The 24860-nt window shown below is 71.6% G+C and carries 21 protein-coding genes and 1 pseudogene; 10 read left to right on the top strand and 12 right to left on the bottom strand.

All coding sequences use genetic code 11. The features are described from left to right. The first annotated feature begins 131 nt into the window (after positions 1-131). From AB0J04_RS03645 to ybaK, 4 genes are all read left to right on the top strand, one after another. Positions 132-1727, top strand: coding sequence for an oxidoreductase (locus tag AB0J04_RS03645; protein ID WP_363166726.1), 1596 nt, complete (start codon positions 132-134; stop codon positions 1725-1727). A 171-nt stretch (positions 1728-1898) separates the two neighbouring features. Next, the gene (locus AB0J04_RS03640; RefSeq protein ID WP_363166725.1) at positions 1899-2933 is read left to right on the top strand and encodes a hypothetical protein; all 1035 of its coding nucleotides are present in this window, start codon (positions 1899-1901) and stop codon (positions 2931-2933) included. Positions 2934-2944: 11 nt separating this feature from the next. Beyond that, positions 2945-3685, top strand: coding sequence for an LON peptidase substrate-binding domain-containing protein (locus AB0J04_RS03635; RefSeq protein ID WP_363166724.1), 741 nt, complete (start codon positions 2945-2947; stop codon positions 3683-3685). Positions 3686-3701: 16 nt separating this feature from the next. Next, the gene (ybaK, locus tag AB0J04_RS03630; protein WP_363166723.1) at positions 3702-4199 is read left to right on the top strand and encodes a Cys-tRNA(Pro) deacylase; all 498 of its coding nucleotides are present in this window, start codon (positions 3702-3704) and stop codon (positions 4197-4199) included. Positions 4200-4224: 25 nt separating this feature from the next. On the opposite strand, the gene AB0J04_RS03625 is transcribed toward ybaK, so the two are convergent. From AB0J04_RS03625 to AB0J04_RS03610, 4 genes are all read right to left on the bottom strand, one after another. After that, positions 4225-4926 (bottom strand): DUF2567 domain-containing protein, encoded by a 702-nt coding sequence (locus tag AB0J04_RS03625; protein ID WP_363166722.1) that lies wholly within the window; start codon positions 4924-4926, stop codon positions 4225-4227. 34 nt (positions 4927-4960) lie between these two features. Beyond that, on the bottom strand, positions 4961-5785 hold the full coding sequence (locus AB0J04_RS03620) for an ABC transporter permease (RefSeq protein WP_363166721.1): 825 nt from the start codon (positions 5783-5785) through the stop codon (positions 4961-4963). Positions 5786-5900: 115 nt separating this feature from the next. After that, positions 5901-6875, bottom strand: a complete 975-nt coding sequence (locus AB0J04_RS03615) for an ABC transporter ATP-binding protein (protein WP_363166720.1) — start codon at positions 6873-6875, stop codon at positions 5901-5903. A gap of 107 nt (positions 6876-6982) precedes the next feature. Continuing rightward, a complete protein-coding gene (locus tag AB0J04_RS03610) occupies positions 6983-8200 on the bottom strand; it encodes an NYN domain-containing protein (protein WP_363166719.1) in 1218 nt (405 codons plus the stop codon). Positions 8201-8424: 224 nt separating this feature from the next. On the opposite strand from AB0J04_RS03610, the gene AB0J04_RS03605 reads away from it, so the two are divergent. Beyond that, positions 8425-8589, top strand: a complete 165-nt coding sequence (locus AB0J04_RS03605; protein WP_363166718.1) for a hypothetical protein — start codon at positions 8425-8427, stop codon at positions 8587-8589. 91 nt (positions 8590-8680) lie between these two features. Here AB0J04_RS03605 and dnaE read toward each other — a convergent pair whose 3' ends face one another. Continuing rightward, positions 8681-12217 (bottom strand): DNA polymerase III subunit alpha, encoded by a 3537-nt coding sequence (gene dnaE / locus AB0J04_RS03600; RefSeq protein WP_363166717.1) that lies wholly within the window; start codon positions 12215-12217, stop codon positions 8681-8683. Between the two features lie 257 nt (positions 12218-12474). On the opposite strand from dnaE, the gene AB0J04_RS03595 reads away from it, so the two are divergent. The 4 genes from AB0J04_RS03595 to AB0J04_RS03580 all read left to right on the top strand — a co-directional run bounded on the left by AB0J04_RS03595 (position 12475) and on the right by AB0J04_RS03580 (position 17303). Further along, positions 12475-13800, top strand: coding sequence for a DUF2252 domain-containing protein (locus AB0J04_RS03595; RefSeq protein WP_363166716.1), 1326 nt, complete (start codon positions 12475-12477; stop codon positions 13798-13800). Positions 13801-13937: 137 nt separating this feature from the next. Beyond that, complete coding sequence (locus AB0J04_RS03590) at positions 13938-14630, top strand: hypothetical protein (RefSeq protein ID WP_363166715.1); 693 nt, start codon at positions 13938-13940, stop codon at positions 14628-14630. Positions 14631-14709: 79 nt separating this feature from the next. Next, positions 14710-15522 carry a DsbA family protein gene (locus tag AB0J04_RS03585; RefSeq protein ID WP_363166714.1) on the top strand — a complete coding sequence of 271 codons (813 nt, stop codon included), beginning with the start codon at positions 14710-14712 and terminating at the stop codon, positions 15520-15522. 101 nt (positions 15523-15623) lie between these two features. Next, entirely contained in the window at positions 15624-17303 is a 1680-nt protein-coding gene (locus tag AB0J04_RS03580) for an alkaline phosphatase D family protein (RefSeq protein WP_363166713.1), read from the top strand. Between the two features lie 7 nt (positions 17304-17310). Here the strand turns inward: AB0J04_RS03580 and AB0J04_RS03575 are convergent, their stop codons facing one another. Next, positions 17311-17880, bottom strand: a complete 570-nt coding sequence (locus AB0J04_RS03575; RefSeq protein ID WP_363166712.1) for a dienelactone hydrolase family protein — start codon at positions 17878-17880, stop codon at positions 17311-17313. A gap of 98 nt (positions 17881-17978) precedes the next feature. Between AB0J04_RS03575 and AB0J04_RS03570 the strand changes: the two genes are divergently transcribed. Beyond that, the gene (locus AB0J04_RS03570; protein WP_363166711.1) at positions 17979-19112 is read left to right on the top strand and encodes a mechanosensitive ion channel domain-containing protein; all 1134 of its coding nucleotides are present in this window, start codon (positions 17979-17981) and stop codon (positions 19110-19112) included. A 3-nt stretch (positions 19113-19115) separates the two neighbouring features. On the opposite strand, the pseudogene AB0J04_RS03565 reads toward AB0J04_RS03570, so the two are convergent. The 6 genes and pseudogenes from AB0J04_RS03565 to AB0J04_RS03540 all read right to left on the bottom strand — a co-directional run bounded on the left by AB0J04_RS03565 (position 19116) and on the right by AB0J04_RS03540 (position 24654). Next, a pseudogene (locus AB0J04_RS03565) lies at positions 19116-19857 on the bottom strand (SDR family oxidoreductase). A gap of 71 nt (positions 19858-19928) precedes the next feature. Continuing rightward, positions 19929-21515 carry a Na+/H+ antiporter gene (locus tag AB0J04_RS03560; RefSeq protein ID WP_363166710.1) on the bottom strand — a complete coding sequence of 529 codons (1587 nt, stop codon included), beginning with the start codon at positions 21513-21515 and terminating at the stop codon, positions 19929-19931. A gap of 231 nt (positions 21516-21746) precedes the next feature. Next, entirely contained in the window at positions 21747-22229 is a 483-nt protein-coding gene (locus AB0J04_RS03555) for a GNAT family N-acetyltransferase (RefSeq protein WP_363166709.1), read from the bottom strand. Next, on the bottom strand, positions 22226-23170 hold the full coding sequence (locus AB0J04_RS03550; protein WP_363166708.1) for an RluA family pseudouridine synthase: 945 nt from the start codon (positions 23168-23170) through the stop codon (positions 22226-22228). The genes AB0J04_RS03555 and AB0J04_RS03550 overlap by 4 nt, the downstream gene beginning before the upstream one ends. Before the next feature lie 61 nt (positions 23171-23231). After that, complete coding sequence (gene lspA / locus AB0J04_RS03545; RefSeq protein ID WP_363166707.1) at positions 23232-23828, bottom strand: signal peptidase II; 597 nt, start codon at positions 23826-23828, stop codon at positions 23232-23234. Positions 23829-23895: 67 nt separating this feature from the next. After that, positions 23896-24654: a TraR/DksA family transcriptional regulator gene (locus AB0J04_RS03540; protein WP_363166706.1), complete on the bottom strand. Its 759-nt coding sequence runs from the start codon at positions 24652-24654 to the stop codon at positions 23896-23898. Between the last annotated feature and the right edge of the window lie 206 nt (positions 24655-24860).

Here is a 24860-nt window from a genome sequence, read left to right as displayed (position 1 = left end):
CGCGCGTATCAATGGCTGATACAGAACGTGGCCGGAACCCGGAAGACGACCTTCGCCTCTAGCGTTCGGGGGGCGCGCAGCGGGCATGAACAGCTGTGCGAAACCGGTGAGTAACGAAGAGGGTGAACGGCGTGGCGGAGGGGGCGGGCATCCCTACGGGAGACGGCGCGGGAGACCTGCCGGACGACCTGACCGCCGCCGAGGCCGGCATGTGGCAGGCCTTCCGCAACGGCAGCGTGTACGACCTGAGCAGCGGGGACACGGTCGTCGACGATCCGCACGGCGGCCATCCATGGGGCGACGCACGGACCGTGCGGGCCCGGATCGTGGCCTGGCTGCTGCTGGCCGGACCGCCCGCGCTGGCCGGCCGGGTGGCGTCCCTCAAGCTGTCCGGCGTGCAGATCAGCGGCACCCTGGACCTCGCGGGCGGCGCGGTGGTGCCGTACGTGGAGCTGAAGCGCTGCCGGTTCGAGCGCGAGGTGCTGCTGCCGGAGGCGCGGTTCACCACCCTGCGGATGGTGGACTGCTCGGTGCCGCGTCTGGAGGCGGCCCGGGTGCACACCGAGGGCGATCTGCACCTCCCGCGCTGCCGCTTCCACAACGGCGTCCGGCTCACCGACGCGCACATCGGCACGGACCTGCTGCTCAACCAGGCGATCGTCTACCGCGACCGCACCGGCCGCTCGATCGCCGCCGACGGCCTGACGGTCGGCCAGGACCTCCAGGCCGAGCTGCTCGAATCGCACGGCGAGCTGAGTCTGCGCAGCGCCAAGATCGGCGTGTCGCTGAGCCTGCGCGGGGCACGGCTGGCCAACCCGTACACGCGGCTCGCGCTGAACGCCCCGCAGCTGACCGTGGAGCGCTCGCTGTATCTGACCCCGGCGGGCGTCGGCGGCCAGGCGCTGAGCGGCACGACGCCCGCGCGCGGGACGCGCATCCAGCGCTTCGAGTGCCGGGGCGGGATACGCCTGGACGACGGCCGGTTCGGGGACGCCGTGGACCTGGAGCGGGCCCGGTTCACCTTCACCGACGACCAGGAGCTGTCGCTGCGCCGGGTGCAGACGCCCGAGCTGCGCTTCCTCGGGGAGCCGCCGAGACGCGGCAAGGTCGTGCTGTCCGGGGCCCGGGTGATCAACCTGGTGGACCGGGCGAGCGCCTGGCCGGGCCCCGGCAATCTCCACATGGGCGGCTTCGCGTACGAGAACCTGGTGCCGCAGGGCCCGTTCCCGCTGGCCGAGCGGCTGCGCTGGGTGGCCGCGGCGACCGCCGAGTACGCCCCCGAGCCGTACGAGCGCCTGGCGACCGTGCTGCGGGCCGGCGGGGAGGACGAGGACGCCCGCGAGGTGCTGCTGGCCAAGCAGCGCCGCCGCCGCGAGACGCTGCCGCCGGCCGCGAAGCTCCTCGGGTACCTACAGGACTGGACGGTCGCGTACGGCTACCGGCCGGGCCGGGCGGCGGTGTGGATGGCGGTGCTGTGGGCGGCGAGCTCGCTGGCCTTCGCGCACGCCGCGCATCCGCCGGTCGACGGCGCCGGCTCCGGACACCCGCCCTGGAACCCGGCGCTCTTCACCCTCGACCTGCTGCTGCCGGTCATCGATCTGGGGCAGGTCGGCCAGTGGCAGCTGCACGGCGGCTGGCAGTGGCTGTCCACGGCGCTGATCCTGCTCGGCTGGATCCTGGCGACGACGGTGGCGGCGGGGGCGACGCGGCTGCTGCGCCGGGGCTGAGGGCAGCTCCGACACACACGCGATGCGCACACCATCAGCACACTCCCACCGCACCGACAGCCTTTGAGTAGCCCCCTTTTACCGTCCCTTGACCCGGGGTCGTACAACTTTCCGCAGGTTGCGTGAAGGCTCTGGCGCAATCTGAAGCTGCGGCTTTTCAATGGCGACACCATGGCTCTGCTGCCCCCGTTCATCCGCGCCCCCCGGGCCTCCCGGGCGGCACGGAACGCCGCGCCCCACAGCACCGCCGCCGGGCTCCCCGCCGACGACGAAGTGCTCCTCGACGTGCCCGACGAACGTCTCGGTCCCGCGCTGGTCGCCGCCGGCCTCGGCGCCTACGCGCCCGCCGCCGAGCTGATGGCCCACACCCGCGAACAAGCCCAGTGGGAGTACCGCGACCGGTACGCGACCCGCCTGGCGTCCTTCGCGCTCTCCCGTTCGGAGTGGTTCGAGGAGTGGCGTGCCGCCGCCCCGCGCGACCCCGACGTGCTGCTCGTCTCCGCCCAGCTCGCGGTGGACCGCGCCTGGCAGTCCCCGGCCCGGGCCGAGCTGCTGCGCGAGGTGAGCCCGCTGATCACGGCCGCCGCGCAGAGCGACGTCCGCGACCCCGTGCCGTGGCGCATCGCCCTGGACCACGCGCGCGGCGCCGGGGCCGGGCACAAGTACTTCGGCGAGCTGTGGGCGGCCGCGGTCCGCCGCGCCCCGCACCACTACGGCTGCCATGTGGCCGCCAAGCGCTATCTGGCCGCGTCCTGGCACGGCTCCCACCGCGAGTGCTTCGACTTCGCCGACCGGGCCGCGCAGGACGCGCCCGCCGGTTCCCTCGTCCAGGCGCTCCCGGCCCGGGCCGCCTTCGCGTACCTGACCGACGGCTGCGGCCCCGACGTGCCGCGCGAGCGGCTGGACGCGGCCGCCGACCGCGCCGTCGCGCTCTCCGCGCGCTTCCCCGGCCTCGACCCCTGGACGGCCGAGATCCGCAACCTGCTCACCTACGTCCTGGTCCGCCTGGACCGCCGCGACGAGGCCCTCGCACAGCTCCGCCTGATCGGCCCGTACGCCACGTCGTTCCCCTGGGGACGGCTCTCGGACGACCCGCTCGGCCACTTCCTGGCGGTACGCGAGGAAGTCCGCTCGGGACCTTCGGGGCAGCCGCTGTGGCATCCGGGGAATGGGCACGGCGGACGAGCCCGTCCGCTGGACCATTAGGCTTCTGCGTCGTGACCACCGTCCGCCTGCCGCTCTTCCCCCTGAACTCGGTGTTGTTCCCGGGACTCGTGCTCCCGCTCAACGTCTTCGAGGAGCGCTATCGCGCCATGATGCGCGACCTGTTGAAGACCCCCGAGGACGAATCGCGCCGGTTCGCCGTCGTCGCCATCCGCGACGGCCACGAGGTGGCGCCCAGCGCACAGGGCCTGCCCGACCAGAGGGCCGTGCCCGAGCGCGGCCCCGCGGCCGGCTTCGGCGACGACCCCGTCAAGGCGTTCCACGGCGTCGGCTGTGTGGCCGACGCGGCGACGATCCGCGAGCGCGCCGACGGCACCTTCGAGGTGCTGGCGACGGGCACGACCCGCGTGAAGCTGCTGTCGGTGGACGCCTCGGGCCCCTTCCTGACGGCCGAGCTCCAGGAGCTGCCAGAGGACCCGGGCGACGAGGCGGGCGCCCTCGCGGAGGGCGTGCTGCGGGCCTTCCGCCAGTACCAGAAGCGCCTGGCGGGCGCCCGCGAACGCTCCCTGGCCACCGGCGCGGAGCTGCCGGACGACCCGTCGGTGGTGTCGTACCTGGTGGCGGCCGCGATGATGCTGGACACCCCCACCAAACAGCGCTTCCTCCAGGCCCCCGACACGGCCTCCCGCCTGCGGGACGAACTGACGCTCCTGCGCGCGGAGACGGCGATCATCCGCAACCTGCCCTCGCTGCCCGCGGCAGACCTGACCCGCGGCCCGACGAGTCTCAACTGAAGGTCGAGCATCGAGCATGGCGAAGAAGCAACGGCAGCAGTCCGGGGGCACGCCCGCGACGGTGGCCCTGACGGCGGCGGGCGTGGACTTCACGGTCCACGCCTACGACCACGACCCCGGCCACCCGTCCTACGGCGAGGAGGCGGCCGAGGCGATGGGCGTCTCCCCCGACCGCGTCTTCAAGACCCTGGTCGCGGACGTGGACGGCGCCCTGACGGTCGCGGTGGTCCCGGTGGCCGGCTCCCTGGACCTCAAGGCCCTGGCCTCGGCGATCGGCGGCAAGCGGGCGTCGATGGCCGACCCGACCCTGGCCGAACGCACCACGGGCTACGTCCGGGGCGGCATCTCCCCACTGGGCCAGCGCAAGAGACTCCCCACGGTGCTGGACGCCTCGGCGACGACCCACGCCACGATCTGCGTCTCGGCGGGCAGAAGAGGCCTGGAGGTGGAACTCTCCCCGACGGCCCTGGCCACCCTGACGGCAGCGGTGTTGTCGCCGATCGCCCGCGGGTGAGTTCTCGCCGTCCGAAAGGGGCGTCTCACCCCATGGGCGCGCCGTACCCGTCCTTGGGCACAGCCCCCTGCACCGCATACGGATCGGGATCCCGCGGCCCGAACAACGACGTAAGCCCCAGATGCACCGCCAGCGCCGCCAGCGACCACGCGAGCAGCGCCCCCTTCGCCCCCAGCTTCAACGGCGCCGAGAACGTGACCCCCTTGCCCGCGGACTGCGCATGCGCGATCACATCGGACTCAGGGCCCAGCCACAACCCCAGCCGCCACGCCAGCAGCGAGCCGAGGAACCCGCCGAGCGCCAGCGCGACCACCGCCGGCACTCCCCCGCGCCGCCGCCACGCGAACACCGCCACCGCGCTCACGGCACCGCACGCGAGGGCCAACAGCGTGAACGTCCCGTCCACCCCGATCGCCTGCTCCCCCTCGGTGTCCTTGAAGTAGACGACCCAGTTGCCGTCCACCAGATCACCGACGAGCGGGACCTTCGGCGCCAGCCACACCCACAGCAGCCCGAGCGCCACCCCGACGAGCGCGACGGCCACCGTGATCACGGCGGCTTCCCGCAGTTCGGTCTTCATCCCGGGCCCGTCCTGTCCGTACGAGACGTCGTGGGGCGCGGCGGCCACCCCCGCGTACCCCCCGGAGGACGGCGCCATCGACGGCGGCCAGGCCCCGTGCGGAGACGGTTCGTGCGGCGGCGGGGGCGGAGTCAGCGGTGCGGTCACCCTGACATCGTGCCAGGCCCGGCTGCGCGGCGCGTCACCGGACGGCGGCCCGGCGATACGCCCAGGTGGCGACGGCCAGCGACACCACGCCGACACCCGCGCAGACGGCGAGGTCGCCCAGCACGAACGCCCAGTCGGGACTGGCCCGGAAGGTCCGCGCGAACGCCTCGACCCCGTACGTGGACGGCAGCAGATCGCGGGCGAAGCGCACCGCCTCCGGCATCCGGTCCGGCGGCAGCACGCCCAGCAGCAGCGCGGCGGACATGCCGAGCTGCCCCAGCACGGTGGCCAGCTCCGGCCGCGGCGCGAGCAGCCCGAAGGCCGCGCCGAGCCCGGACAGCGCGGCGCCCGCCAGCGGGATGACAAGGGCCAGCACCCACAGATGCGTCAGCGGCAGCCCGAACAGCACGCACCCGAACACCGCGGTCACCAGGGTCCCCGGCACGGTGAAGGACGCGTACGCCCCCGCCGCCCCCAGCACCACGGCCGCGGGCGGCACGGGCAGCGTCGCGTAGTGATCGAGCCCCCCGCTGGCCCGCAGCTGCCCGAAGTACTGGGCCAGCAGGTTCAGCGCGACGAAGGCGACGACCAGCACGGCGGACCCGGCCACCACGGCCTCCGCCTCGCGCCCGCCGTCCACCACGCCCCGCATCATGATCAGGATGCCGACCGACTGGAAGGTCGCCACGAACAGCAGCGGGATGCGGGCCACCCGCGCGCGGGACAGCTGCGCCCGGTACACGGCCACCAGCGACGGCCACAGCCGGGCGCGCGGCGCCAGCTCGGCGGCGGCGCCGCAGACCGGCTCCGTCACGGCCCGGGCGCTCCCCGGCAGAACCTCGGCGGGTACGACACTCACGTGGCGCTGCTCCTCTTCCCTACGGTTCTCATACCGTCCCATACGGCCCCGGCGGCCCGCCCACTCAGCTCGGCGCCTCCCGGTCTCGCCGCCCGTGCCCCGTGCGTCGACCCGATCATGCCCGTACCAGCCCCTGTCGTGCCGCCCCGCCCAGCGCCAGGTAGACGTCCTCCAGGCTCGGGGTGGCCAGGGTGAAGTCGTCCAGGGCGGCGAAGGCGGCGCCGCCGGTCACGGTGGCGACGATCGCGCGGGCCTCGTCGGGGGCCAGCCGCAGCGTCCAGCGGCGACCGGACTCCACGGCCCGCTCGCGCAGCACGGCGACCTCGGGCACGTCCAGCGGCGGCCGCTCGCGCCACACCAGCTCGACCCGCACCTCGCCGGCGACCTGCTCCTTGAGCCCGGTGGGGGTGTCGCAGGCGATGACCCGGCCCTGTTCGAGGACGGCGACCCGGTCGAGGACGGTCTCCGCCTCGATGACGTTGTGGGTGACGAGCAGCACAGTCGTGCCGCGTTCGGCCCGCCGCCGGTCCACGGCGGCCCACACGGCCCGCCGCGCCACCGGGTCCATGCCGGTGGTCGGCTCGTCCAGCACCAGCAGGGGCCGCTCGCCGACCAGCACGGCGGCGAAGCAGGCCAGCCGCCGCTGACCGCCGGACAGCTTGCGCAGCGCCCGTCCGGCGAGGGGGGTGAGGCCCAGCTCGTCGAGGACGTCGTCCCGCTCGCGGCGCGCCGCGCGGACGTCGAGGCCGCGCAGCCGGCCGGTGGTCTCGGCGGCGAGAGAGACGGTGAGTTCGTCGAGGGCGGTGGACTCCTGCCCCAGGTAGGCGAGGATGCGCGCGGCCCGCTCGGGGTGGCGCACGATGTCGTGCCCGAGGATCTCCACGCTGCCCGCGTCGGGCCGCATCAGGCCGGTCATCTGGCGGACGAGGGTGGTCTTGCCCGCGCCGTTCGGCCCGAGCAGGCCGAAGATCTCACCGCCCCGGATGTCCAGCCGTACGTCGTCGGTGGCCCGGACCGCGGGGGTCGCGGGGGTGCCGCGCCGACCCCGGACCGCCGGATACGACTTGGTCAGCCCGCGTACGGCACACACGACCTCGTCCCTGTGCCGCATTGCCGGTGCCACGCGCGTACTCACAAAGGACGAGACTACGGGGTCGGGGACCCCGCTCGGCGTCGGGGGCGTCCCCGACGGCCGGTTCAGTCCGCGGCCGGAGCGTGCTCGGCGGCCGTCCGCACATCGATCTCGCGCCAGAAACCCGCCCGGATGGCGTAGCGGTCGTGCTCGTCGATCTGGTCGTCCTTGTGCGCGAGCAGTCCGAAGCGGGCCGCGTATCTGAGCAGCTCGCCGTCGATGCGGTGCGGGATCCGCGGGTACATGCCGGACAGCTTCTGCAGATGGCCCTGGTCGCCGAGGCGCCCCATCCACCGACGCGCGAAGACCTGCCCCACCTCGTAGGGGTCCCCGCCGACGGTGGTGATGTCCTCCTCGCGGTCGGCCCATCGCTGCTCGGCCGTGGTGACCTGGGCGAGCGTCGGCATCGAGGCGACCTCGGAGGGTTCCGGGGCGCCCCCGGGGCGGTCGACCCAGCCCTTGTCGGAGGACCAGCGCAGGGTGGCGGTGGCGGGGTGCTGGACGGCCTGGGCGCCGGGCGCGCGCAGCGCGGCCAGGTCCTTGGGGGTCGGTACGCCCTTGGGGGCGGGGACGCGCTCCTGCGCGCCGTTCTGCGAGGCGGCGGCGGAGGCGTGCTCGGCCTCCTCGGCGGTCCGCTCGGCGGCGGGCGCGAGGCCGGAGTCGGGCAGCGGCGCGGAGAGGATCGCGGCGATCTCGGGTCGGGGCACGGGCGGCGGCGCGCAGATCCCGCCGAGGTCCTTCGCGCGTACGGCCTTGGTGATCCAGGTGCGGTCCAGGACCCGTCGTTCGTCGGCCTCGGCGACGAGATCCTCGGACTGGTTGTAGTCGCCGTCGGCGGCCTGGACGGCCCACAGGTGGACGGCGACACCGTGCTCCTTGGCGGCCATCATGCCGGGCAGCAGATCACCGTCGCCGGTGACGAGGACGACGTCGGAGCAGGCGCGGTTGCGGGCCAGCTCGGTCAGCTCGGCGTGCATCGCGGCGTCGACGCCCTTCTGCGCCCAGCGGCCGTCACTGCGGGTCAGGGCGCCCAGCCGGACCGTCACCCGGGGCATCACGCGCAGCCGGCGGTGCTCGGGCTGGGGGACGCGGTCCGGGGCGCCGTCGAACCAGTAGATGCGCAGCAGCGGCCGCTCGGTCTCGGACTCGGCCTGTTCGCGCAGGCCCTGGACGAGAGCGGCGTGATCGACGGTGATCCGGGATCGCGAGGGCTCTCCGGCGAGGAGACTGGCGGCGGCCCCCAGCAGATACCCGGCGTCCACCAGGACGATGCAGCGGTCCACACGACTCACCCTCTTTCCGGGAGGTTTGCTTCGGGCTTCCTTCGAGTCTGCCCGACCACGCGGAGGTTAACGGCCCGAACTCGATCTTCGGCGTGGCGTTTCGGGAGCTAACGCTCCGACAACCCCTGTTACAGACGGTAATTATCCGAAATGCGCTGTACGTCAGCCTATGTGAATCTGGTCGCGGAGCTGGCCCCTCGATCCCCCACAGGAGGCAGATCACCATGGCCAAGAACAAGAAGCAGGAACGTAAACAGCCGCAGTCGGAGCGTGGCCAGCAGGCGGCGCAGCAGTCGTCGATGCAGGAGCAGGCCGAACAGCGCATCTCCCAGGTGACGCCCGCCGATGTCGCCCGCAAGGGCCGGCAGAAGCGCTTCGGCCACAACTGACGTCCGTACTGCGGGCTGTTGCAGCCCAGGCACACCGAGGGGCGCATCCGACACCGGATGCGCCCCTCCTGGTTCACGGGTCCGTGCGGCCTCAGCCCGCCAGGCAGGACGGGCCGAGCAGCACCTTCAGATCGCCGAACAGAGCGGGATCGGGCTTGACCCGGTGCCGGTCCAGCCGCAGGACGGTCGTCTTCGTCGGGCCCTGGAGCCTGATCCGGACCTCGCTGTCACCCCTGTGGTGGGTGAGGATCTCCCCGAGGCGGTTGATCATCGGCGGGGTGACCCGGGTGGCCGGGATGGTGAGGATCACGGGCGCGTTGGTGCCCGCGTTCGACAGGTCCGGGACCTGGAGCTCCATCGCGACCAGCCGCGGCACGTCCTCGCGCTTGTCGAGGCGGCCCTTGACGAAGACCACGGCGTCCTCGACGAGTTGGGTCGAGACGAGCTGGTAGGTCGCCGGGAAGAACATGCACTCCAGGGAGCCGGCGAGGTCCTCGACGGTGGCGATCGCCCAGGCGTTGCCCTGCTTGGTCATCTTGCGCTGGAGACCGGAGATGATGCCGCCGATCGTCACCACCGCGCCGTCCGCGTGCTCGCCTCCCGTGAGCTGGGCGATGCCCGCGTCGGCCTTGTCGGACAGCACGTGCTCCAGGCCGAACAGCGGGTGGTCGGAGACGTAGAGGCCGAGCATCTCCCGCTCCTGGGCGAGCAGATACGTCTTCTCCCACTCGTCGGTGGTGAACTCGACGTCGAGTCCGAAGCCGGGCTCGCTGCTGTCCTCCTCGCCGCCGCCGAAGAGGTCGAACTGGCCCTCGGCCTCCTTGCGCTTGACCGCGACCACGTTGTCGATCATCGGCTCGAACTGCGCGGTGAGGCCCTTGCGGGTGTGCCCCAGGGTGTCGAACGCGCCCGCCTTGATCAGCGACTCCGTGGTGCGCTTGTTGCACGCGACCGCCTCGACCTTGTCGAGGTAGTCGGGGAACGAGCCGTACTTGCCCTTGGCCTTGCGGCTCCTGATGATCGACTCCACCACGTTCGTACCGACGTTGCGGACCGCTTCGAGGCCGAAGAGGATCACGTCGTCGCCCTGCGCGGCGAAGTTGTGCACCGACTCGTTGACGTTCGGCGGGAGCACCTTGATGCCCATGCGCCGGCACTCGTTGAGGTAGACGGCCGACTTGTCCTTGTCGTCCTTGACCGAGGTGAGCAGCCCGGCCATGTACTCGGCGGGGTGGTTCGCCTTCAGGTAGGCGGTCCAGTACGAGACCAGGCCGTAGGCGGCGGAGTGCGCCTTGTTGAAGGCGTAGCCGGCGAACGGGACCAGCACGTCCCACAGGGCCTGGATGGCCTCGTCGCTGTAGCCGTTCTTCTTCGCGCCGGCCTGGAAGATGGTGAAGTTCTTCGCCAGCTCGTCGGGCTTCTTCTTGCCCATCACGCGGCGCAGGATGTCGGCCTCGCCGAGCGAGTACCCGGCGATGATCTGGGCGGCCTTCTGCACCTGCTCCTGGTAGACGATCAGGCCGTAGGTGACGGCCAGGACCTCTTCCAGGGGCGCCTCCAGCTCCTTGTGGATCGGGGTGATCTCCTGGAGCTTGTTCTTGCGCAGGGCGTAGTTGGTGTGCGAGTCCATGCCCATCGGGCCCGGACGGTAGAGCGCGGAGACGGCGGAGATGTCCTCGAAGTTGTCGGGCTTCATCAGGCGCAGCAGCGAGCGCATGGGGCCGCCGTCGAACTGGAAGACGCCGAGGGTCTCACCGCGCTGGAGCAGTTCGAAGGTCGTCGGGTCGTCCAGCGGCAGGGCCAGCAGGTCGAGGTCGATGCCCTTGTTGGACTTCACCATCTTGACGGCGTCGTCCATGATCGTCAGGTTGCGCAGGCCGAGGAAGTCCATCTTCAGCAGGCCGAGCGACTCGCACTGCGGGTAGTCCCACTGGGTGATGGTCACGCCGTCCGTGTGCCGCACCCAGATCGGGGCGTGGTCGACGATGGGCTCGCTGGACATGATCACGCCTGCCGCGTGCACGCCCATCTGCCGGACCAGGCCCTCGACGCCCTTGGCGGTGTCGATGACCTTCTTGACGTCCGGCTCGTTCTCGTACATCGAGCGGATCTCGCCGGCCTCGCTGTAGCGCGGGTGCGAGGGGTCGGTGATGCCGTTGAGGTCGATGCCCTTGCCCAGGACGTCGGCGGGCATCGCCTTGGTGAGGCGGTCGCCCATCGCGTACGGGTAGCCCAGCACGCGCGCGGAGTCCTTGATGGCGTTCTTCGCCTTGATCTTGCCGTAGGTGCCGATCATGGCGACCTTGTCGGCGCCGTACTTCTCGGTCACGTACCGGATCACCTCGACGCGCCTGCGCTCGTCGAAGTCGATGTCGACATCGGGCATGGAGACGCGCTCGGGGTTGAGGAACCGCTCGAAGATCAGACCGTGCGGGATCGGGTCGAGGTCGGTGATGCCCATCGCGTAGGCCACGATCGAGCCGGCCGCGGAGCCTCGGCCGGGGCCGACCGCGATGCCCTGGTTCTTCGCCCACATGATGAAGTCGGCGACGACGAGGAAGTAGCCCGGGAACCCCATCTGGATGATGACGTCCATCTCGTACTCGACCTGCCTCTGGCGGTCGTCGGGGACGCCGCCGGGGAAGCGGCGGTTCATCCCGAGGCGGACCTCCTCCTTGAACCAGGTGACCTCGGTGAAGCCGTCGGGGATGTCGAACTTCGGCATGAGGTTCTTCGCCTCGAACATGCCGGAGGTGTCGATCTGCTCGGCCACCAGGAGGGTGTTGGCGCAGCCCTCCTGCCAGGCGTCCGAGGAGTCGACGGCGTACATCTCGTCCGTGGACTTCAGGTAGTAGCCGGTGCCGTCGAACCGGAAGCGGTCCGGGTCGGAGAGGTTCTTGCCGGTCTGGATGCACAGCAGCGCGTCGTGCGCGGTCGCCTCGTGCGCGTACGTGTAGTGCGAGTCGTTCGTCACCAGCGGCGGGATGCCGAGCTTCTTGCCGATCTCCAGGAGGCCGTCACGGACCCGGTGCTCGATCTCGATGCCGTGGTCCATCAGCTCCAGGAAGTAGCGGTCCTTGCCGAAGATGTCCTGGTACTCCGAGGCCGCCTTCAGCGCCTCGTCGAACTGGCCGAGGCGCAGCCGGGTCTGGAGCTCGCCGGAGGGGCAGCCGGTGGAGGCGATGAGCCCCTCGGACCACTGGGAGATGGTCTCCTTGTCCATCCGGGGCCACTTCTGGAGCCAGCCCTCGGCGTACGCGTCCGACGAGAGCCGGAAGAGGTTGTGCAGGCCCGTCGCGTTGGCCGCCCAGATCGTCTTGTGGGTGTAACCGCCGGAACCGGAGACGTCGTCGCGCTTCTGGTGCGGCTGGCCCCACTGGATCTTGCGCTTGTTGCGCCGCGACTCGGGGGCGACGTACGCCTCGATGCCGATGATCGGGGTGACTCCGGCCTTCTTCGCGGTGTGGAAGAAGTCGTACGCCCCGTGCAGGTTGCCGTGGTCGGACATGGCGATATGGGTCATGCCCATCTCGTTGCACGCGTCGAACATGTCCTTCAGCCGCGCGGCACCGTCCAGCAGCGAGTACTGGGTGTGGACGTGCAGGTGCGTGAACGGCGGTTTTGACACGGCGTGGCCTCCAAAATTCAAGCACTGCGGCGCGAAGCGCCTCGTTGAGGGGTGGTGGTCGGGAGACGGGTGGGCACTGGGCGACGGGCTGGCGGACAGTCCGGGGGTCAGCGTCGAAGTCTAAGCCTCGCCACTGACACCCGGGCCGCTTCACCACGTACCTTCACCGGAGGGAAACGGGCACTCCCGCGTACCTTCGACCGTTGGAGACGGCAGAGACGCTGTCGTACATGCACTGCACCAGGAGGCACCCAGCGATGTCGGTTCCGCAGCCAGGCGACGAGCACCGCGGCGAGGAGATCCTCGCCGTCTTCGACACCGCGTTCGGCGAGCTCCTGGCCGCCGACCCGGCCGCGTTCCGCGTGAAGTTCCGGAAGATGGCGGCCTCGGCGTTCGCGTTCTACCGGGGCACCGCGGGCCTCTTCTACCACGACCTGGACGCGGAGAAGCGGGGCGGCCCGTTCCTGGACGAGCGCACCTCGCGCGTGTGGATCCACGGCGACCTGCACGCGGAGAACTTCGGCACGTACATGGACGCCACGGGGCGGCTGATCTTCAACGTCAACGACTTCGACGAGGCCTACGTCGGCCCCTTCACCTGGGACCTCAAGCGCTTCTCCGCGTCCATCGCCCTCATCGGGTACGCGAAGGCCCTCAGCGACGAGCAGATCAGCGAGCTGGTGGAGGTCTACGCGGGCGCGTACCGCGAGCGCATCCACGCGCTGGCCACGGGCGCCAAGAGCGACGAGGTGCCGCCGTTCACCCTGGACACCGCCCAGGGCCCGTTGCTCGACGCGCTGCGCGACGCCCGCTCGCTGACCCGCTTCGGACTGCTGGACTCGATGACCGAGATCCGCGACTTCGAGCGCCGCTTCGCGGCGGGCGGCGGCTCCATCGAGCTGGACGCGGCCACCCGCTACAAGGTCCTCGCCGCCTTCGACGGCTATCTGGAGACGCTGCCGGAGACCTCGCTGGCCCGCCCCGACTCCTACCGCGTGAAGGACGTCGTCGGCCGTCGCGGCATCGGCATCGGCTCGGCCGGGCTGCCGTCGTACAACATCCTCCTGGAGGGCCACAGCGACGCCCTGGAGAACGACGTCGTGATCTACATCAAGCAGGCCCAGACCCCGGCCGTCTCCCGGCACATCACCGACCCGGCGATCCGCGGCTACTTCCGGCACGAGGGCCACCGCACGGTGATCTCCCAGCGCGCCCTCCAGGCCCACGCCGACCCGTGGCTGGGCTGGACCGAGCTGAACGGCGCGGGGCAGCTCGTCGCCGAGGTCTCGCCGTACGCGGTCGACCTGGACTGGAGCGACATCGACGACCCCGACGAGATCGCGGGCGTCGTCGCCGACCTGGGCCGGTCCACGGCCACGATGCACGCGGCGGCGGACGACACCTCCGGCGAGTCCCTGGTCCCGTTCTCCACCGAGCGGGCCATCGACGCGGCGATCGCGGCCGACGAGGAGGGCTTCGCACCCCTCCTGGTCGACTTCGCGCACTCCTACGGCGCCCGCGCGCGCGGCGACCACCAGATCTTCCTCGACCTCTTCCGCAACGGCCGGATCCCCGGCCTCTGAGCACAGGCATCCGGCAGCAGGCCTTCGAGATCAGGCCTCCGGCAGCAGGCCTTCGACAACAGGTCTCTAACAGTCGGCGTTCTCACAGGCACCCTTTAGGGGTCTCCTACAGGAGCGCGTGACACACTTCCTCCGCTATGGACATATCCGGGACCCGCCTCAGAGCCGCGCGCGCGGCGCTGTTCACGGCACTCGTCGTGACGCTCAGCACCGCGTCGCACGTGCTGCTGTCGCGGGCCCCGCTGCCGCTCAACACGGTGGCCGCCGTCGCGGCCGCCGTCTTCGCCCTCGCGTACGCCCTCGCGGGCCGCGAGCGCGGCTTCGGGCGGATCGCCGCCCTGCTGATCCCGCTGGAGCTGGCGGCCGACACCGTCTTCACCACCGGTCAGCACGTCTGCTACGGCCGCGCGGGCGGACCGGTCGCCGGCCCGCTGGCCTCGGTCGGCTGGGACGTGCTGTGCGGCGACGGCACGCCCGTCGGCACCCCGCTCGCCCAGGTCACCGGCACCGACACCGACCAGCTCGGCGGGGTCCTCGCGCACGCCGACCCGGCGACCGCGTGGCTGCTGCTCGGCGCGCACATCGGCGTCGGTCTGATCGCCGCCGCCTGGCTGCGCCGGGGCGAGCGAGCGCTGGCCCAGCTGCTGCGCGCGGCGACCGCGACGACCTTCCGGCCGCTGCTGCTGGCCGTCGCCGCGGTGACCGTCGCACGCGCCCCGGCCGCCCGCCGCCTGCCGCGCACCGTGCGCCGTACGACCACCGTCCGCGAGCGGATCCTCGTGCACTCCCTGGGACGGCGTGGACCGCCGTGCACGGTCGCCACGGCCTGAGCACGCGGCACCCCACAGATCAGTCCCACACGAACTTCCGCGTACCCCGTGTACGCGTCCCCCTTTGGAGAACACCGACATGAGCAAGCGGAACAGCGCGGCAGCGAAGACGGCGGCCCGGGAGCGGCTGCGCGTCGAGCGTGAGCGCGAGGCCAAGCGGGCCAAGGTCAGGCGGCAGGTCATCGTCGCCTGCTCGGCGGTCGGCGTGCTGGCCGTGGCCGGCGGCATAGGTTACGCCGTCGTCCAGGCCAACCAGCCCGACTACTGGGACAAGGCCGCGGACGCCAAGCTGGTCGCGCCGGCCAACACCAGCGGCAAGAACGGCACGACCGTCACCATGGGCAAGGCGAGCGCCAAGAAGACCCTCGTGATGTACGAGGACCCGCGCTGCCCGATCTGCGCCCAGTTCGAGCAGACCGTCGGCGCGACGGTGAAGAGCGACTACGACGCCGGCAAGTTCAAGATCCAGTTCGTCGGCGCCACCTTCCTGGACCGCAGCCTGACCGGCGAGGGCTCCAAGAACGCGCTCAGCGCCCTGGGCGCCGCGCTCAACGTCAGCCCCGAGGCGTTCCTCGAGTACAAGACCGCGCTGTACTCGGCGAAGTACCACCCCGAGGAGACCGACGACAAGTTCAAGGACGACTCCTACCTGATCAAGGTGGCGGACACGGTCGCGGCGCTCAAGGGCAACGCGAAGTTCCAGAGCGCCGTGAAGGACGGCACCTACGACAAGTGGGCGCTGGAGATGTCCAAGACGTTCGACAAGAGCGGCGTCTCGGGCACCCCGACCCTGAAGATGGACGGCAAGACGCTGACCGACTCCGGCGGCAAGAACGCCCCGATGACGGTCGCCGACTTCACCACGGCCATCGACGCGGCCCTCAAGGCGTAGCGGTGTAGTTCCGCGCGCGTCTGAGACGCGCAGCCGAAGAGCGGGCGAACATTTCACGTTCGCCCGCCCTTTTGCCGTACTGGTCAGTAATCTCATCGCCCGTGACCAGTCGACACAGATCCTCCGAGAGCGCCGACACACCGTCAGAGCGCCCCAACTCCCTGTCGCCGCGCCGCCGCACGGTCGTCAAGGCGGCCGCGGCCACCGCCGTGCTGGCGGGCCCGCTCGTCGCCGCGCTGCCGGCCCGCGCCGCCGACGCCCCCGCCTTCCTGCACGGCCTCGCCTCCGGCGACCCGCTGCCCGACGGGGTCCTGCTGTGGACCCGGGTGACGCCCACCGCCGAGGCGACGCCCGGCTCCGGGCTGGGCCCGGACACCGAGGTGAGCTGGGTCGTCGCCCGGGACAAAGCGCTGACGAACGTCGTCGCCAAGGGCTCCCTCACCGCCACCGCCGCCACCGACCACACCGTCAAGGCCGACATCCGGGGCCTTGCTCCCGCCACCGACTACTTCTTCCGCTTCTCGGCCGGCGGCACCGACTCCCCGGTGGCGCGCACCCGCACCGCGCCGGCGGCGGACGCGGCCGTCAGCGGTCTGCGGTTCGGCGTGGTCTCCTGCGCCAACTGGGAGGCCGGCTACTTCTCCTCGTACCGCCACCTCGCGGCCCGCGGCGACCTGGACGCCTGGCTGCACCTCGGCGACTACATATACGAGTACGGCACCGGCGAGTACGGCGCCCGTGGGACCGTCGTGCGGCAGACCGCGCCCGCGCACGAGATCCTCACGCTCGCCGACTACCGCACCCGGCACGGCAAGTACAAGACGGACCCGGACCTCCAGGCCCTGCACGCCAAGGCGCCGGTCGTCGCGATCTGGGACGACCACGAGTTCGCCAACGACACCTGGTCGGGCGGCGCGGAGAACCACACCGAGGGCGCCGAGGGCGCCTGGTCGGGCCGTCAGGCGGCCGCCAAGCAGGCCTACTTCGAGTGGATGCCGGTCCGCCCCGCGATCGCCGGCACCACCTACCGCCGGCTGCGCTTCGGCAAGCTCGCCGACCTGTCCCTGCTGGACCTGCGCTCGTTCCGCTCGCAGCAGGTCGCCGTCGGCAACGGCACCGTCGACGACCCGGACCGGACGATCACCGGGCGCGCCCAACTGGACTGGCTGAAGGCCGGGCTGAAGGCCTCCGACACGACCTGGCGGCTGGTCGGCAACTCGGTCATGATCTCCCCGTTCGCGATCGGCTCGCTCTCGGCGGACCTGTTCAAGCCGCTCGCCAAGCTGCTCGGCCTGCCGCAGGAGGGCATCGCCCTCAACACCGACCAGTGGGACGGCTACACCGACGACCGCCGTGAGCTTCTCGCCCATCTGCGCTCCAACGCCATCGGCAACACCGTCTTCCTGACCGGTGACATCCACATGGCGTGGGCCAACGACGTGCCGGTCGACGCGGGCACCTACCCCCTGTCGGCCTCGGCCGCCACGGAGTTCGTGGTCACCTCGGTGACCTCCGACAACCTGGACGACATCGTGAAGGTCCCCGAGGGCACCCTCACCGCGATCGCCTCCCCGATCATCCGGGCCGCCAACCGACACGTCCACTTCGTCGACACCGACCGCCACGGCTACGGCGTCCTGGACATCACCGCCGAGCGCGCGCAGATGGACTACTACGTCCTGTCCGACCGCACCAGCGCCACCGCGACCTCCGCCTGGTCCCGTTCGTACCGCACGCGCAGCGGCACGCAGAAGGTGGAGCGCACCTACACCCCGGTGTAGACGCCGGTCACAGGGTTTCGAGGAAGCCGAGCGCCACCCGCCAGGTGGCCTCGGCGGCCTCCTCGTCGTAGTCCGGCAGGCCAGGGTCGGTGTACAGGTGCCCGGCGCCCGCGTAACGGTAGATCTCCACGTCGGCGCCCGCTCTGCCCATCTGGAGATACCAGGCGCTCAGCCAGTCGTCGGTCTCGAACGGGTCCGGCTCGGCCACGTGCAGCTGCACCGGCAGGCCGTCCACCGAGACGTTCGGCGCGAGGTCCGAGGTGCCGTGCAGGAGCAGCAGTCCGCGCGCCTTGGCGTCGCCGAGGGCGAGGGTCTGCGCGATCGACGCGCCCAGCGAGAACCCGGCGTACACCAGCCCGCGCTCCGAGTAGGGCGCGGCGGCCAGGACGGCTCTCTTCAGCAGTTCGTCCTTGCCGGTCTTCTCGTTGTGCGCCATGCCCTCCTCGACCGTGTCGAACGTGTGCCCCTCGAAGAGGTCCGGGGTCCACACCTCGTGGCCGGCGGCGCGCAGCCGGTCCGCCGCCGCGCGCACCGCGGGCCGCAGGCCGTAGGTCGAGTGAAAGAGCATGATGTTCATGCGCCCATGGTGCCAGCCGGCACCGACAACCCCGTGCGCACGGTTCTGCACGGAAGTCACATGTTCAAGGCCCCTCCTGCCCGGTTACGTTCGAGGGCATGGAGAACCTGCTCCGCCCTGTGATCGTGGTCGGCGGCTCGGTCGTACTGACGCTGCTCATCGGCTGGGCCACCGACCTGTTGCTGCGCAAGGCCGACGCCCGGCACGGCGAGGCGTCCCTGTGGGGCCTGCTGCGCCGTGCCCGGATCCCCTACCAGCTGGTGCTGTGCGCGGCGCTGCTGAGAGGCTCGTACGACCACGCCCAACTGCTCGAGGACCACCAGGTCGGCGTCGGCCGGGTGCTCACCCTGGTGCTGATCGGGTCGGCGGCCTGGATGGCGATCGGGATCGCCGGGGCGGTCGTGGAGACGTCGTACTCGCGCTACGCGCGCGCCCAGAGCGATCCGGCCCGGGTGCGGCGGGTGCGGACCCAGGTGTCGTTGATCATGCGGGTGGTGTCGGCCGTCGTCGGCGTGGTGGCGGTGGCCGCGATGCTGCTGACCTTCCCGGCGATGCGGGCGGCGGGCGCCTCGCTGCTGGCCTCGGCCGGGATCCTCGGCATCGTCGCCGGTGTGGCCGCCCAGTCGACGCTGGCCAATCTCTTCGCCGGCCTGCAGATCGCCTTCGGCGACATGGTGCGCATCGGCGACACGGTCGTGGTGGACGGCGAGTGGGGCACCGTCGAGGAGATCACGCTGACCTTCCTGACCGTGCGGACCTGGGACGAGCGCCGGATCACCATGCCGGTGTCGTACTTCACCTCGAAGCCGTTCGAGAACTGGTCGCGCGGCACCCCGCAGATGACCGGCATCGTCTACTGGCACGTCGACCACGCGGCGCCGGTGGACGCGATGCGCGAGAAGCTGCGCGACATCCTGCGCGAGTGCCCGGCCTGGGACGGTCGCGCCTGCGGCCTGGACGTCACGGACACCACCCCGAACACCATGGAGGTGCGGGCGCTGGTCACGGCGAAGGACGCGGACGACATCTGGAAGGTGCGGGTCACGGTCCGCGAGCAGATGATCCGCTGGCTGTCGAAGGAGCACCCGTACGCGCTCCCGAGGGTCAACACGGCGGACGCTGCCCTGCCCCCGGGCCGCGTTCCCGGCCAGGCCCAGCCCCCCTCCTCGTCGTCCGCCTCGCCCGACGGCGCGCCGCGCCGCGCCCACGAACCGCCGCGGACGGGCCGCTGAGCGTCAGTTGCCCCGCTCCGCGCCCCCGTCGACCTGGACCACCTGTGAGGTGACCTGCCCGGCACCCGGGGAGGCCAGCCGGTGCAGGGTGGCGGCGATGTCCCCGGGGGGTCCCGGCCCGCCCGGTGAAGGTCTCGCCGACGAGCCGCTCGCGCCGCGCGGGCTCGATGGCCGCCCCGAAGAATCCGGTGTCCTCGACATACCCGGGGGCGACGACGTTCGCGGTGACGCCCCGCGGCCCCAGCTCCCGGGCGAGATCACGGGCGTAGGGATGCAGCGCGGCCTTGGCGCCGCCGTACGCCCCGCTGCCGGACCCCCGGTAGGCGGCGATGGAGCCGACGAACAGGATCCGGCCGCCGGGCGAGGCGAGCCGGTCCTTCAGGGCCTCGGTGAGCAGGGCCGCGGAGAGGGTGTTGTTGCGGAAGTTGACGGTCCGGTGGTGCGCGACCCGGTCGAGCGGATCGTCGCTGTCGCTCGGGGGCTCCAGGTGCCCCGCGCCCCCGGCACTGTGGACCAGCACGTCGACGGTGCCGAGCTCCTCCCCGACGAACCGGGCGACCCCCCGCACCTCCTCCGGCTCGCCCAGGTCGGCGGCGTAGGTCAGCGCCCCGTCCACCCCGGCCTTCTCCGACACGTCCGCCCGCCGGCCGAGGAGCAGCACCCGGTCCCCGTCCGCCGCGAAGGCGTGCGCCGCGGCCGGCCCGATTCCCGTACCGCCACCGCTGATCACCACGTTGCGTGTCATGCCCCGAACGCAACCAGACGTTTCGGCGGAGATCACCGCGGTTTACGAAACCGCCATGAACACCGGGGGGATCACCGCAGGCTGCGCACGTCCAGATGGCGCAGCACCCGGTCCACGATCTCCGGATCGGCGCCCTGCTCGCTGCGCGCCGCGACCACCTCGTGCCGGGCCGCGCTGAGCATCTCCGCCTGGATCCGGCGCACCCTCCTCAGCCTGCGCACGCGGTGCTCGTGACCCTCCAGCCGCTCGTCCTCCGCGACGTCCGGACTGATCCGCAGCCCGATGTCGAAGGCCCGTCGCAGCATCTGCTCGGAGAGCTCCTCCGGCAGGTCCTCCTCGGCCTCGATCTCCCGCAGCCGCCGCTTCGCCGCCTTCGCCGCCCGTACCGCCAGTTCCTTCTCGAACGCCTTCTCCCGGCCGGTGTCCGACTGCACGCCGAGCCGCTTCACCAGCCACGGCAGGGTCAGTCCCTGGAGGACCAGCGTCGCCATGATCACGCCGAACGCGATGAAGATGATCTCGTTCCGGTCGGGGAAGGCCGTCCCCTCGTCGGTCTTCAGGGGAACGGCCAGCGCCAGCGCCACCGAGGCCACCCCGCGCATCCCCGCCCACCACATGACGACGGTCTCCCGCCAGTTCGTCGGGATGTCCTCGAGGTGGTCCTGCCTGGCATGCAGCCGCTGGGTCAGCCAGGTGGCCGGCAGCAGCCACAACAGCCGTACGACGACGACCACGGCCACGATCACGCCGGCCCACCCGAGCATCTCCTGCCACCGCCCGGACGCCGTCCGGATCGCGATGTGCAGCTCCAGGCCGATCAGCCCGAACGCGACGCCTGTGACGAGCGTGTCGATGATGTCCCAGAAGGTGTGACCGGCCAGCCGGGTCAGCACGTCGTCGGGGTCGGTGGCGTACTCGGCGAGGAACAGCGCGGTGGTCAGGACGGCCAGCACGCCCGACCCGTGGAACTCCTCCGCCAGCACGTAGGAGGCGTACGGCACCAGGAGGGTCAGGCCGATCTGCAGCGTCGTGTCGCCGAGGACGTCCAGCAGCTTGTTCGCGCCCCAGCCGAGCACCACGCCCACCGCCAGCGCCACCACGGCGGACAGCACCAGGTCGAGACCGGCCCGCCAGGGCGAGAACGTCCCGCTCACGGCCGCGGCGATCGCGACGTGGTAGAGCACGATGGCGGTCACATCGTTGAAGAGCCCCTCGCCCTCCAGGATGGACACCAGCCGTCGGGGCAGCCCCAGCTGTCCGGCCACGGCGGTGGCGGCCACCGGGTCGGGCGGCGCCACGAGCGCCCCCAGCGCGACGGCCGCGGCGATCGGCAGCCCCGGCACGATCGCATGGGCCACGGCGGCCACGCAGACCGTCGTGACGAACACCAGCGCCACGGCGAGCAGGAAGATCGGCCGCACGTTCGCCGCGAACTGCCGCCAGGACGTCCGCCGTACCGCCGCGTACAGCAGCGGCGGCAACAGGAGGGGCAGGATCAGATCCGGCGGGATCTCCACGTTGGGCACGAAGTCGAGCACCGCGAGGACGATCCCGAGCAGCGTCATGAGCACCGGCGCGGGCAGCCCCAGCCGGTCCCCGACCGGGACGCTCACCACGGCCCCGAGCAACAGGACGAACAACAGGGCCAACTGATCCACGGTCAGCGCTCCGATCTAGACGATCAAAGACATCCAGACCTCCAGCGTCGCACGCGGCGCAGTGGGCTAGTGCCGCGGCAGGCAACGTTTGCCCGTCAAGGAGCGGCGTCCGGTGCGTGCTCTCGGCGTGCCGGCCGGAAGTCCTCGTACTGGACGTACTTGGGCTTTCGGCCGGTGCGGCGAGAGTGCGTGCCGGGCGTCGCGACGGGGCGAACGTCGCCTGCCGCGGCACTAGAGAGAACGCCGCATGGACCTGTGCGCAATACCCGCGTCCGGGAACTCCGGCCCGTACGCCGCGTACCCGAGCCGCTCGTAGAAGCCCAGCGCGTGCGTCTGCGCATGCAGATCCACCGCGGCGAGCCCACGCGCGCGTGCCGCCTCCTCGATCGCCCGCACCAGCGCCGCCCCGACGCCCAGTCCGCGCGCCTCGCGCGTCACCGCGAGCCGGCCCAGGGAGCCCACCGAGAGGTCGCCGTCGGTCCTGGCCGCGGCAGCCTCGCCGAACAGCAGCCGTCCGGTGCCGAGTGGTACGCCGTCCTCCCCGACCGCCAGCACGTGCACCGCGCCGGCGTCGAGCGCGTCGTACTCCAGGTCCTCGGGCACGCCCTGCTCGCCGACGAAGACCTCCTTGCGCACCGCGAAGCAGGCCTCCCGGTCGGCGAGGTCGTCGGCGACGCGCACCGTGTACGCGCGCGTACCGCTCGGCCCGGTCATCCGTAGGTCTCCTCGCGGACCTGGTCCAGGGCCTGCTGGAGGTCCTCGGGGTACTCGCTGGCGAACTCCGCCCACTGCCCGTCCCCGGGGTGCTCGAAGCCCAGCCGCACGGCGTGCAGCCACTGCCGGGTCAGCCGCAGCCGCTTGGCGAGCGTCGGGTCGGCGCCGTACGTGAGGTCGCCGACGCAGGGGTGGCGGTGGGCGGCCATGTGGACGCGGATCTGGTGGGTGCGGCCCGTCTCCAGCTTCACGTCCAGCAGGGAGGCCGCGCGGAAGGCCTCGATGAGGTCGTAGTGCGTGACCGACGGCTTGCCCTCGGCCGTGACCGCCCACTTGTAGTCGTGCTGGGGGTGCCGGCCGATGGGCGCGTCGATGGTGCCGCTGGTCGGGTCGGGGTGGCCCTGGACGAGCGTGTGGTAGCGCTTGTCGACCGTGCGCTCCTTGAACTGGCGCTTCAGCGACGTGTACGCCCGCTCCGACTTGGCGACGACCATCAGGCCGGACGTGCCCACGTCGAGCCGGTGCACGATGCCCTGGCGCTCGGCCGCGCCGGACGTCGAGATGCGGTAGCCGGCCGCGGCCAGTCCGCCGATGACGGTCGGCCCGCTCCAGCCGGGCGACGGGTGCGCGGCCACGCCGACCGGCTTGACGATCACGACGATGTCGTCGTCGTCGTGCACGATCTCCATGCCCTCGACCGGTTCGGCGACGATCTGCACGGGCGCCGGGGCCTGCGGCATCTCGACCTCCAGCCAGGCCCCGCCGCTCACCCGCTCGGACTTACCGACCACCGAGCCGTCGACCGAGACCTTCCCCGCCGCGGCGAGCTCCGCGGCCTTGGTGCGGGAGAAGCCGAACATGCGGGAGATGGCGGCGTCTACGCGCTCGCCCTCCAGGCCGTCCGGCACGGGCAGGGTACGGATCTCGGGAATCGTGCTCACCCGTCGAGTATGCCGGACGGCTGCGACCCACCCGGCCACCCGTCCGCCCGGCCACCGGCGCTCAGTCCTTGTGGACGGTCCCGTCCGGATCCAGCCCCTTGAAGGACAGCAGCACGATCAGGATGCCGCCGCACACGATCGCCGAGTCCGCGAGGTTGAAGACCGCGAAGTGCTTCGGCGCGATGAAGTCCACGACCGCGCCCTCGAAGACGCCCGGCGCACGGAAGATCCGGTCGGTGAGATTGCCCAGAGCGCCGCCCAGCAGCAGCCCCAGCGCGATCGCCCAGGGCAGGCTGTAGAGCTTGCGGGCCAGCCGGGCGATCACCACGATCACCGCCGAGGCGATCACCGTGAAGATGATGGTGAAGGCCTCCCCGAAGCCGAAGGCCGCGCCCGCGTTGCGGATGGCCTCGAACCTCAGCCAGTCCCCGATGATCTCGATCGGCGCGTGGTGCTCCAGCTTGGCGACCACGATCATCTTGCTGACCAGGTCGAGCACATACGCGAACGCGGCCACGGTGAACAACACGGCGATACGGCGCTTGCCCTTGGGCCGTGCCCCGCTGCTCTCCTGCCCGCCCGCGCCGGACGACTCCTCCGGCTCGGAACCCGCTTCTGGGGTGTCCGGCGTACCGATGACGCGCTCCGCCTCTGCCACGTGAGTCCCTCAACCTAGGTACCTGACTGAGGACGAGGGTACGGCACACCCCCCGGCCACCAGGAGATCAGTACCGGCGCTCCTGCTTCTGCTTGCACTCGACGCACAGCGTGGCCCGCGGGAAGGCCTGCATCCGGGCCTTGCCGATGGCGTTGCCACAGTTCTCGCACAGCCCGTAGGTGCCGGAGTCCAGCCGCTCCAGGGCGTGCTCGGTCTGGATCAGCATCTCGCGCGCGTTGGCGGCCAGCGCCAGTTCGTGCTCCCGCGTGATGTTCTTGGTGCCGGTGTCGGCCTGGTCGTCCCCGGCGCCGTCCCCCGAGTCCCGCATCAGGCCGACCAGAGCCGTCTCGGACGAGGCCAGCTCCGCCCGCAGTCGCTCCATCTCGGAGCTCAGCTGCGTACGGGCCTCCTCGACCTCCTCCTGTGTCCACGGCTCCTCGCCGGGGCGCACCGCGAGCTCGCCCGGCTCCGCCGCGGCGAGGCGTGCCTTGGGGACGGCGCTCTTCGCCGCCGTGGCCGTACCCGGAGTCTTCTTCGCAACCACTGTCGTGGCTCCCGTCTGCTCCGCGGCCGAGGCCGCGCCCACCTTCTTGGCCGTGTTCTTCCTGCCCGCACCCGTCGCGGCCACGCCCTTGACACCGGCGCCCTTCGCGGCCGCCGCCTTCCGGCCGGTGACCTTCACGGCCGCCGCCTTCTTCCCGGTCGCCTTCTTCGCAGCCGTCTCCTTGGCGACCGTCTTCCCGGCGACCGCTTTCTCCTCGCTCGCCTTCTTCGCAGCGGTCTTCTTCACCGCAGCCTTCTTCACAGCGGTCTTCTTCGCCACCATGGCCGCGGCCCCTTCACATATTGTGATCTTGCACGCGAATCGTGCTGGGACGGTAAATCGACTTGAGGCCCGCGGCAACGGGGCACACCGCCCGATTCGCCCGCCTCGCGCACGCGACGCGGCGAGCCTCCATCCGTTGTGCCCAGCTCCCCGCCGGGTAATCCGCCGAGCCGGACGTCCCGGAATACAAACACACATACCTCCGC

The organism is Streptomyces sp. NPDC050263 (genome assembly GCF_040655955.1).
GTDB lineage: Bacteria > Actinomycetota > Actinomycetes > Streptomycetales > Streptomycetaceae > Streptomyces.
This window is presented reverse-complemented; position numbering and strand designations above follow the sequence as displayed.